We start from the raw sequence: 11,254 nt of genomic DNA on the forward strand, positions 1-11,254 counted from the left end.
GCCATGGCCATCGTCGGCATGGCGGGGCGCTTCCCGGGCGCGCGCGATCTGGACGCGTTCTGGCGGAACATCCGCGAGGGCGTCGAGTCGCTCGAACCGTTCAGCGACGCCGACCTGCACGGCGCGGGCGTGGACCCGGCCCTGAGCGCGCAACCGCAGTATGTGCGCAAGGGCACCGTGCTGGAGGACGCCGACCACTTCGATGCCGGCTTCTTCGGCATGTCGCCGCGCGAGGCGCAGGTGATCGATCCGCAGCAGCGCATCTTCCTGGAGTGCGCGTGGGAGGCGCTGGAGCACGCGGGTTACGCGCCCGGTGCCGTCGCGCAGGCCGTCGGCGTCTACGCCGGCGCCAGCATGAACACCTACCTGCTGTCGCAGATCCTGCGCGACCCGGCGCTGGCCGCGTCGGTGGGCGGCTACCAGCTCATGCTGGGCAACGACAAGGACTTTCTCTGCACGCGCGTGTCCTACAAGCTGGACCTGCACGGGCCCAGCATGACGCTGCAGACCGCGTGCTCGACCTCACTGGTGGCGGTGCAGGTGGCCTGCCGCGCGCTGGAGCGGCACGAGTGCGACATCGCGCTGGCCGGCGGCGTGTCGGTGAACTTCCCGCAGCGCGGCGGCTACCTGTTCCAGGAGGGCATGATCCTCTCGCCCGACGGCCACTGCCGGCCGTTCGACGTGGACGCCAAGGGCACGCGGCCCGGCGCCGGCGCCGGCATCGTGGTGCTCAAGCGCCTGGCCGATGCGCTGGCCGATGGCGACACCATCCACGCCGTGATCCGCGGCGCGGCCATCAACAACGACGGCGCTGGCAAGGCCGGCTACACCGCGCCCAGCGTGGACGGCCAGGTGGAGGCCATCGCCACGGCGCAGATGCTGGCGGGCGTGGAACCGCGCAGCATCGGCTACCTGGAGGCGCACGGCACCGCCACGCCGCTGGGCGACCCGATCGAGATCGCGGCGCTGCGCCAGGTGTTCGAGGCCGGCACGGCCGACCAGGGCTTCTGCCGCCTGGGCTCGCTCAAGGCCAACCTGGGCCACCTCGACGCCGCTGCCGGCGTGGCGGGTCTGATCAAGACCGTGCTCGCGTTGCAGCACCGCGAGCTGCCGCCGCTGGTGAACTTCCGCCAGGCCAACCCGCAGCTCGGCCTGGACAGCTCGCCGTTCACCGCCAGCGCCCAGGCCGCGCCCTGGCCAGCGGGGGATGCACCGCGCCGCGCGGGCGTGAGTTCCTTCGGCATCGGTGGCACCAACGCCCACGTGGTGCTGGAAGAGGCCCCCGCCATCGAGCGCGTGGAAAACGCCAGCCAACCGCAGCTGCTGGTGCTGTCCGCGCGCAGCGAAGCCGCGCTCGAAGCCGCCACGCAGCGCCTGCGCGAGCACCTCGCCGGACCTGGCGCGGCGCAGGACCTGCGCGACGTGGCCTGGACGCTGCAGGAAGGCCGGCGTGCCTTCCCGCACCGCCGCACCCTGGTGGCCGCGACCGCCGCCGACGCGGTGGCCGCGCTCGGTGCGCCCAGGCGCGCGCCGGTGCACACGGCCCGCCACGAAGGCGGCGAGCGACCCGTGGCCTTCCTGTTCAGCGGGCAGGGCAGCCAGTTCGCCGGCATGGGCGCCGACCTGTACGCGCAACACGCCGTGTACCGCGACGCGATCGACCGCTGCGCCGAGTTGCTGCGCGAGCCCCTGGGCCGCGACCTGCGCGACGTGCTGTTCGCCCCCGCGGGCGACCTCACCATCAACGAAACCCGCTATGCCCAGCCGGCGCTGTTCGTCACCGAGTACGCGCTGGCGACGCTGTGGCAGTCGTGGGGCGTGCGCCCGGCCGCGATGCTGGGCCACAGCATCGGCGAGTACGTGGCGGCCCACCTGGCCGGCGTGATGTCGCTGGCCGATGCGCTCACCCTGGTGGCCGCGCGCGGCCAGCTGATGCAGGGCATGGCGCCCGGCGGCATGGCGGCGGTGCAGCTCAGCGCTTCCGAGCTGCAGAAATGGCTGGCCACGCCGGCCGGCACGCTGGAGATCGCGGCGGTGAACGCGCCTGGCCTGTGCGCCATCTCCGGCCCGCACGAGGCGCTGGAGGCCTGCCTCAAACAACTGAAAGAGCAGGGCATCGACGCCCAGCCGCTGCACACCTCGCACGCGTTCCATTCCTCGATGATGGAAGGCGTGCTCGCCCCATTCACCGCGCTGGTCGAGAAGATGGCCCTGGCCGCCCCCGGTGTTCCCTACGTGTCCAACGTCACTGGCCTGTGGATCACACCGGCCCAGGCCACCTCGCCCGCGTACTACGCCGAGCACCTGCGCCGCGCCGTGCTGTTCGAGGCCGGCGTGCGCACGCTGGCGGCCGATGCCTCGCTGCACCTGCTCGAGGTCGGCCCCGGCCGCTCGCTGGCCACGCTGGCCGGCATGGCACTGGGCGTGGAGGGCGTGCGCCGCACCAGCCTGTCCATGGGCAACGCGCGCGATGCGCGCGGCGGCTCGGTGGCGATGCTCGAAGCCGCGAGCCGCCTCTGGCTCGCGGGCGTGTCGCTCGACTGGGCCGGCCTGCACGGCCCGGCGCGGCCGCACCGCGTGCCGCTGCCCACCTACCCGTTCGAACGCAAGCGCCACGCGGTGGACCCGGCGGCGCCCAAGGCCGCGCCCGCCAAGGCGGCGGCCCCGGTGGCGGAAGCCGCCGTGCAGCGGCCCGTCGACGACTGGTTCTGGGAAGCTTCCTGGCAACGCGCGGGCGCCTTGCCCACCGGTCTGTCACCGTCCTCCGAGGCCCAGGGCCGCTGGCTGGTGTTCCGGGGCGACGACGCCGCGTCACAGGCCCTGGCGACCGCGCTGGCCGGGCAGGGCGCCGAGGTGGTCTCGGTGAGCGCCGGTGACGCGTTCCGGCAGGTCTCGGCCACGCACTACGAGGTGGCGCCCGGTTCACAAGCCGACCACGATCAACTGTTCGGCGCCCTGGGCGCGGCACCGCTGGCCTGCGTGCTGCACGCCTGGAACGTGGCGCCCGATGCGCCGCTGGTGGCCGATGCCCTGGACGCCGCGCTGCCGCAAGGCCGCCGCCAGGCCTTCGACGCGCTGATCTGCCTGGCGCGCGCGCTGGGTGGCCTCAAGCGCGCCCAGCCGCTGCCGGTGCTCGTGCTCAGCAGCGACCGCGAGCCGGTGCTGGGCACCGAGTCCGTTCGGCCCGAGCGCGCGCTGCTGCTCGGCCCGGCCTTGCTCTTGCCGCTGGACGTGCCCGGCGTGCACTGCCGCGTGATCGATCTGGCGGGCAGCGAATGGGCGCCTGAGGCCGCGCCCCGGCTGGCCGCCTCGCTGCGCGCCGAGGCGGCCCGGCCCGAACCGGACGGCGTGGTGGCCTACCGTGGGCGCCATCGCTGGACGCCCACGCTCGCGCCGCAGCGCCTGGGCGCCGACACGGGCGCTCTGCCGCTGCGCGACGGCGGTACCTACCTCGTGACGGGCGGTGCTGGTGGCATTGGCCTCACGCTGGGCCAATGGCTGGCCCGCACCGCGCGCGCGGCCCGGCTGGTGCTGCTGTCGCGTTCGGCCTGGCCCGACCGGGCGCAGTGGGATGCGTTGCTGGCGGCGAAAGACACGCCCGCGCCGCAGAAGGAGCGCATCGCCGGCATCCGCGCGATGGAGGCCGCCGGCGCCGAGGTGCTGCTGTGTTCGGCCGATGTGGCCGACGAAGCGCAGATGCAGGCCGTGGTCGCCATGGCGCGCGCGCGTTTCGGCGCGGTGCACGGCGTGGTGCACGCCGCAGGCGCGCTGGGCACCGGCACCGTGTTCGAGAAAACGGCGCAAAGCATCGAGGCCGTGCTGCGGCCCAAGCTCGAAGGCACGCTGGTGCTGGACCGCGTGCTCGCCGGCAGCGGGCTCGACTTCTTCATGATGTGCTCGTCCATCAGCACGTCCTTCGGTTCGGCCGGCATGGCCGACTACTCGGCCGCCAACGCCTTCCAGGACGCGTTCGCCAAGTCCGGCCTCGCGCGCTCGAGCCAGCGCGTGCTCGCGGTGGGCTGGGATTCGTGGCGCGACGTCGGCTTCTCGGCCGCGCAGGGGGGCGACAGCTCGCATGCTGCGCTGCGTTATGCCATCCGCCCCCAGGAGGGCGCTGAAGCTTTCGGGCGCGTGCTCGCCAGCGGCCTGCCGCATGTGTACGTGACGCGCCAGGTCATGCCCGACATGCTGCGCGACGTGGAGGCCTTGAAGGCCTGGTTGCGCACCTCGGGCGAAGCCACGCAGAGCCAGGCCGCCTTGGCCGAGCCGGGCGCCGCCGCCGCGGTGGACCTGCAGGCGCTCGCCCCGAGCGAGATCGAAGCGCGCATCGGCGCCATCTGGGCCGACCTGCTGGGCGTGGACGACATCGGGCTCGACGACGACTTTTTCGCGCTGGGCGGCCATTCGCTGATGGCCACCCGCATCATCGCGCGCATCGAAGAGCAGTTCGGCGCGCGCCTGTCGCTGCGCGACCTGTTCGAAGGCCCCAGCATCCGCCAACTGGCGGCGAAAGTGGTGGCGCAGGGCGCATCGGGCGCCAGGAGCACAGGCCAGCCCGAGAGCGGCGCTGGGGATGAAGACCGGGAGGAGATCGAGTTTTGAACGCGCACGAGTTGCTGGCACAGCTGCAAGGCCTGGGCGTCGAATTGACGGCGGACGAAGGCCGCCTGCGCGTGAGCGCGGCCCGAGGCCGCCTGGACGAGGACCTCAAACACGCCATCGGTGAACACAAGACCGAGTTGCTCGCGCTGCTGGCGCAGCGCCGCGCCCCCGGCGCCGGGCCGGTGGCCGGCGTGGCGCACGACGGGCCGTTGCCGCTGTCGCCGTTCCAGGAGCGGCTGTGGATCCTGCAGCAGCTCGAACCCGACAGCACCACCTACCTGATGGCCACCACCTGGCTCGCGCCCCTGGGCGTGAGCGGTGAAGCCCTGGTGGCCGCGATCGAGCGCGTGCACGCGCGCCAGCTCGGCCTGCGCATGGTGTTCGTCGAGGAACAGGGCAAGCCCACGGGCCGCCGCGTGCAGGTGCCCAAGGTGCGCATGCACGATCTGCGGCACCTGAGCCCGACCGAACAGAAGTGGCAGATCGATGCCGACGTCGAGCGTGTGGTGCACACGCCGATCGACCTGGCGCACGAGACGCCTGCGCGCTTCGAGGTCTACGCCACCGCGGGCGACACCTGGGTGGTGATGGTCGCGGCGCACCACATCGCCGTCGATGCCTGGTCGCTGCACGTGCTGCGCCGCGAGATCGCGGCCGAGCTGGCGGCGCCGCGTGACGACGAAGCCGCCGCGCCCGCGCTGCAGTACGCCGACTACGCCGCCTGGCAGCGCCACGCGGTCGATACCTCCGCGGGGCTGGACTGGTGGGAGCGCACGCTGCAAGGCGCGCCCCAGCTCTCGGCCTTTCCCGCCGACCTGCCGTTGTCCGACGCGCCTCCCAAGGGCGCCTCGGTGGACTTCGAGCTGGACGCCGAGCTGCTCTCGGGCCTGCGCCAGCTGGTGCGGCGCGAGAACGCCACGGTCTACATGGCGCTGCTGGCGGCCACCGCCGCGCTGCTGCGCGCGCACACGGCGCAGGGCGACCTGCTGCTGGGCAGCCCCATGGGCGTGCGCGAGCGCGCCGAGTTCGAAAACCTGATCGGTCCCTTCGTGAACCTGCAGGTGGTGCGCCTGCAGGCCGGCGACGACCCGGCTTTCAGCGAGCTGCTGCGCCGCGCGCGCAACGCGTTGCTGGACGCGCACGAGCACCGCGAGGTGTCTTTCGAAAGCGTGCTGGAGCGGCTGCGCCCGGTGCGCTCATTCCAGCACTCGCCGCTGTTCCAGGTGGCGGTGGTGCAGCACAACGTCAACGCCCAGAGCCAGGGCTCGACCAGCGAGAGCGGCCTGGCCATCACCGGTGGTGGTGCGCTGCACGAGCTGACCTGGTTCGCGCGCGAGGAGGGCGGCCGGCTGGTCTGCAGCCTGGAGTACCGCAGCGACCTCTATTCGAGCGGCATGATGGAGCGCCTCGCTTCGCAGCTGCAGGCCCTGCTGCGCGGCGCGGTGGCGAACCACGAAGCACCGATCAGCCAGCTGCCCCTGCTCACGCCGGCCGCGCGCGAACAGCTCGTGCACGGCTTCAACGAGACCACGCAGGCGCTGGACACCACGCTCTTCGCCCAGCGCCTGGAGCGGCAGGCCGCCCAGTCGCCCGCGCGCACCGCGGCGGGCTTCGACGGCCAGACCCTGGACTACGCCACGCTGAACCGCCGCGCCAACCAGCTCGCGCACCACCTGCAGGGCCTGGGCGTGCGGCCCGGGGTGCGCGTGGGCATCTGCATGGACCGCTCGCTGGACCTGCTGATCGCGCTGCTGGCGGTGCACAAGTCCGGTGGGGCCTACGTGCCGCTGGACCCCGACTTTCCCGCCGAGCGCCTGGCCTACATGCTGGAAGACAGCGGCGCGCAGGTGCTGGTCACGACGGGCGAGGCGGCCGACGCCGTCAGCGCGCCCGAAGGCGTGCGCTGCGTGGACCCGATCGCTGATGCGGCCGCGATCGCCGCGCACAGCGGCGACAACCCGGCGCCCTCGGCTGGCGCCGGCGACGCGGCCTATGTGATCTACACCTCCGGTTCCACCGGCCGCCCCAAGGGCGTGGTGGTGCCGCAGGGTGCGCTGGCCAACTTCCTGGCGTCGATGGCGCTGCAGCCCGGCCTGGGCGCCGACGACGTGCTCGCGGCCGTGACCACGGTGTCGTTCGACATCGCCGGTCTGGAGCTGTACCTGCCCCTGACCGTGGGCGCGCGGGTCGAACTGGCCTCGCGCGAGACCGTCACCGACGGCACGGCGCTGGCGGACTGGCTCGCCGCGTGCGGGGCCACGGTGCTGCAGGCCACGCCGGCCACCTGGCGCCTGCTGCTCGAAACCGACTGGACCCCGGCGCGCCCCTTGCGCGCCTTCTGCGGCGGCGAACCACTGCCGCGTGACCTGGCCGACCGCCTTTTGGAGCGCGTGGCCCAGCTGTGGAACCTCTATGGCCCGACCGAGACCACCATCTGGTCCACCGTGCAGCGCGTGGAGCCCTCACCGGCGCCCATCCGCATCGGCCGGCCGATCGCGAACACGCAGGTCTACGTGGTCGACGCGCGCGGCGAGCCCGTGCCCATCGGCGTGCCGGGCGAGCTGTGCATCGGTGGCGCCGGCGTGGCCACGGGTTACCACGAGCGCGCAGAGCTCACGGCCGAGCGCTTCGTGGCCGACCGCTTCGCCCGCGAGCCCGGCGCGCGCCTGTACCGCACCGGCGACCTCGCGCGCTGGGACGCGCAAGGCCATCTGCACCACCTGGGCCGGCTCGACCACCAGGTGAAGGTGCGTGGCTACCGCATCGAACTCGGCGAGATCGAGACCGCGCTGTCCGCGCACCCGGCCGTGCGCCAGGCGGTGGTGATGGGCCGCGAGGCCGGCCCGGCCGATGTGCGGCTGGTGGCCTACCTGGCGTTCCAGCCGGGCGAAGACCTGACCGCCAGCGACGTGCGCCGCTTCCTGCGCAAGCAGTTGCCGGACTACATGATCCCGTCGGTGGTGGCGGCGGTGGACGCGATCCCGCTCACGCCCAACGGCAAGGTCGACCGCGCCGCGCTGCCCGACCCGTTCCGCCACGCGGTGCAGGCCGCGCGCGATTTCGTCGCACCCGAGCCGGGCCACGAACAGGCCATGGCCGAGATCTGGCGCGACATCCTGCACGTCGATCGCGTGGGCGCCGAGGACAACTTCTTCGAACTCGGCGGCCATTCCCTGCTGTCGCTGCGCGTGGCGCAGGCGGTGGAAAAGCGGTTGGGGTGGCGCATGGATGCGCGTACATTGTTCTTCCAGAACCTGCGTCAGGTGGTGGCCACCGCGGCCGCCGAAAAGGGAAGCCTTCAGGAATGACGCCACTGTTTTTTGGTGAGAGCTCGCGCCGCCTGTTCGGCGTCTACACGCCGGCGCACGCGCGCGGCGGGAAGGCGCGCGGCGTCGTGATCTGCCCGCCCTGGGGCACGGAATACCTGCGCGCGCACCGCAGCGTCTGCCAGCTCGGCCGGCTGCTGGCCGAGTCCGGCGTGCACGTGCTGCGTTTCGACTATTACGGCACCGGCGATTCCGCCGGGGACACGAACGAGGGCGATCTGAAAGGCTGGCAGGCCGACGTGGAAACCGCCATCGACGAACTCAAGGACACCGCCGGCCTGCAGCGCGTGGGCCTGGTGGGCCTGCGCCTGGGTGGCCTGCTCGCGGCCCGCGTGGCGCCGGTGCGGCGCAAGGACGTGGATGCCGTGGTGCTGTGGGACCCGGTGGTGCAGGGGGCCGACCACCTGGCCGGCCTGCAGCGCCTGGACGCGGCCGTGGCCCGCGAGCGCGCCTTGAAGGTGAACGCCGGGGAACTGCTGGGCTTTCCCATGTCCGTGGCCCTGGCCACCGAGCTGCAGGCCATCGACCTGCTGCAGCACGTGCCCGGCCTGCCGGCGCGCACGCTCATGGTGGTCTCGGAAAACGTGCTGGGGCAGGACGCGGTGCGCACCGCGCTCGAAACGGCGCGGCCCGGCACGCAGCCCTTCGAGCACATCCAGAGCCAACCCGCCTGGCTGGAGGACCAGCATTCCGGCGCGGGCGCCGTGCCCGTCAAGCTGCTGCAGCGCGTCGTGGAGTGGCTGGCGTGATGGAACGCGTCGTCGAACAGGCCTTGCTGCTGGGCCCCCGCAAATCCATGGTCGGGGTGATCACGCCCGCGTCCACGCGCTCGGCCGTGCCCGATGCGCCTTTTGTCGTGATCCTCAACGCCGGCATCATCCACCGCGTCGGCCCCAACCGCATGCACGTGCTGCTGGCCCGCGCGCTGGCGGCCGCGGGTTTCGGTGTGCTGCGGGTCGACCTCTCCGGCCTGGGCGACAGCGAGGCGCGCGACGACGCGCTGCCGCCGCTGGACGCCACCCTGGCCGACATCCGCGAGATCCTGGACATGCTGCAGGCCACGCGCCAGGTGCAGCGCGTGGTGCTGGTGGGCCTGTGCTCGGGTGCCGACCATTCCATCATCTACGCCGGCACCGACGAGCGCGTGGTGGGCGTGGCGCTGATGGACCCGTCCATTCCGCGCACCCTGGGCTACTACGTGCACCACTACGGCCACCGCATCCTGGGCTTGCGCGCCTGGCTCAACCTGATGCTGGGCCGCCACCCGATCTGGCGCGCGCTGCGGCACCGCCTGAGTAGCAAGGTGCCCGGCGGGTCGCCGGCCGAAGAGGTGGAGGCCCGGGGGCCGTCGCTGGAAGACCCGAAAGTCAGGGCCTTTTTGCAGAACGCCTATGGCCGCGCGCTGGGCAGCGGCGTTCAGATGCTGGCCGTGCTCACCTCGGACCGGCAGCGCCAGCACAACTACCGCCGCCAGCTGCTGGACGCCTTCCCCCTGCTGACCTTCGGCGACCAGCTGTGGCTGGAGTACTTCAAGGAATGCGACCACACCTTCGCGTCGTCGGCCAACCGCGCCCGCCTGATCGGCCTGGTGGAGACGTGGATGAAGGCGACCAACTTCCGCTCGCCGCCGAAAGGCTGAGCGAACGGTTCAGCGGTTCGAAGGCAGCACGCGGCTTGTCAGCCAGTCGTCGGTCATGGCCAGGAAGGCCTGCTGCGCGGTGCGTGTCGTGATCAGGTGGTCCGACACTTCCAGGTAGTTGAAGCCCACCTTCTCGTGGAACGGGAACTGGCCGAACATGCCCTTGAACTGGCCGGCGTGGTTGAACCACTCGGGCTCTCCGCCGCAGTAGACAAACAGCAGCTCCACGCCACCGTCGCTCAGCGTCTGGATGCGCTGGCCGAAGACCTCTTTCGGCGGCACGAGGGAGACTTCCACCGCGCGCCCGCTGCCGTTGCCGCCATCGCCGTCGGTGGCTCTGGCGCGGAACAGGCCGAGCAGCCGGTCGGCCGCCTTGCGCACCGTGCCCGCCAGGCCCGCGCGGCGCAGCTTGTAGAAGAAGGTGCGGGTGCGTGAGGCGGCCGTGGGGTAGGCGTAGAGGTCCCACAGCAGGATGGCGCGCAGGCGCGGGTCTTCCAGCGCCACCAAGTGCGCCACCTCGGCGCCCGAGCAGAAACCCACCATCATGAAGCGGGCGCAGCCAAAGCGCGCCTGGGCCGCGTCCATCACCGAACGCGTGTCGGCCACCCATTGCTCGACCACCGGCAGGGTGCTGGCGGTGCGGCGGCTGTCGCCCAGGCCGCTCATGTCGAAACGCACGGAAGGAATGCCCTGGGCCGCGAGGCGGCGCGCGAGGTGCACGTTCATGCGGTGCGGCCCGCTGCGCGGGATCACGCCGGAGTTGGTCAACAGCGCCACGACGGGCGGCGCGCCGTTGAAGCCCGTGTCGGCGGGCGTGAAGGTGGCGACGAGGTGGTTTTCGATCCCCAGCGTCAGGGTGTGTTCGGCCATCGGTCAGTCGAGGGTGGAGAGAACGGCGCGCAGCAGGTCCGGAGGGACGATCGCCGTGCCCATCGCCTGACTGGACATCCAGTCGGTGATCTGCCCGATATTGTGCAGGCGGAACTCGGGGTGGTTCTCCAGGTCGGCGAAATGCCCGCGCTGTTCATCGGGCACCGCGCAGAGCACGCGCACACCGCGCCGCAGCGCGGGCGCCACCTGCACGTCGCGCAGGTTCTGCAGTTCGTCGGCCAGGGACTGGCCCAGGTGAAAGCCGAGCAGGTCGCCCGGCAGACCGGGGGCGACGCCCTTGTCGCTGGCGAGCAGCCGGTCCCAGGGCACGCGGAACATGCGCACCAGCTCTCGCTGGTGGCCTTCCATGAGCTGGCGCACGTAGGTGGGACCGTCGAGCACCGGCTCCCACAGCACGAGCTGCGTGGGCGGCTTGCGCGCGCGCAGGGCCGCGCGCAGCGCGAGGGTGGCGCCCAGGCCCATGCCGAACCAGATCACGGGCGCGCCATCGCCGTCCTGCAGTTGCTCATGGGCGGCCAGGGTGTCGTCCAGCCAGCCGCTGAGCGATTGGTCTTCCTCGTTGCCGGGGGAGTCGCCAGTGCCGTGGTAGTCGAAACGAAGGGATTCACAGCGCTCGCGCGCGAGCCGCTCGCCCACGACGCGGTAGATGGCCGCGGTGCGCACGGCCTCCTGGCCGAGCGGGCGGCACAGCAGGAAGCGCGCGCGCGGTTCGCCACCGCTGCTGGCGGTCTGGTACACGCCCACCATTTCCCGCCCGGGGCGGCCAAAACGTCTGATCGCAAGGTCCATGGAGTCG

6 protein-coding genes are annotated in these 11,254 nt (G+C 72.3%); 4 read left to right on the forward strand and 2 right to left on the reverse strand.

Features of this window, described 5'->3' with window-relative positions; all coding sequences use genetic code 11:
- The first annotated feature begins 3 nt into the window (after positions 1–3).
- From ACODTB_RS07260 to ACODTB_RS07275, 4 genes are read left to right on the forward strand one after another with little or no spacing between them, the layout of a single operon-like run.
- Positions 4–4,602, forward strand: a complete 4,599-nt coding sequence (locus ACODTB_RS07260) for a type I polyketide synthase (RefSeq protein ID WP_488929194.1) — start codon at positions 4–6, stop codon at positions 4,600–4,602.
- Complete coding sequence (locus ACODTB_RS07265; protein WP_291116796.1) at positions 4,599–7,910, forward strand: non-ribosomal peptide synthetase; 3,312 nt, start codon at positions 4,599–4,601, stop codon at positions 7,908–7,910. Before ACODTB_RS07260 ends, ACODTB_RS07265 begins: the two co-directional genes overlap by 4 nt.
- On the forward strand, positions 7,907–8,677 hold the full coding sequence (locus ACODTB_RS07270) for an alpha/beta fold hydrolase (protein WP_291116799.1): 771 nt from the start codon (positions 7,907–7,909) through the stop codon (positions 8,675–8,677). The genes ACODTB_RS07265 and ACODTB_RS07270 overlap by 4 nt, the downstream gene beginning before the upstream one ends.
- Positions 8,677–9,567 carry an alpha/beta fold hydrolase gene (locus tag ACODTB_RS07275; protein WP_291116802.1) on the forward strand — a complete coding sequence of 297 codons (891 nt, stop codon included), beginning with the start codon at positions 8,677–8,679 and terminating at the stop codon, positions 9,565–9,567. Before ACODTB_RS07270 ends, ACODTB_RS07275 begins: the two co-directional genes overlap by 1 nt.
- A 9-nt stretch (positions 9,568–9,576) precedes the next feature.
- Here ACODTB_RS07275 and ACODTB_RS07280 read toward each other — a convergent pair whose 3' ends face one another.
- Together ACODTB_RS07280 and ACODTB_RS07285 are read right to left on the reverse strand one after the other, a co-directional pair.
- Positions 9,577–10,437 (reverse strand): serine aminopeptidase domain-containing protein, encoded by an 861-nt coding sequence (locus tag ACODTB_RS07280; protein WP_291116804.1) that lies wholly within the window; start codon positions 10,435–10,437, stop codon positions 9,577–9,579.
- Positions 10,438–10,440: 3 nt separating this feature from the next.
- Complete coding sequence (locus tag ACODTB_RS07285) at positions 10,441–11,247, reverse strand: alpha/beta fold hydrolase (RefSeq protein WP_291116807.1); 807 nt, start codon at positions 11,245–11,247, stop codon at positions 10,441–10,443.
- Positions 11,248–11,254: the final 7 nt, after the last annotated feature.

This window comes from Hydrogenophaga sp. FG152 (assembly GCF_057809615.1).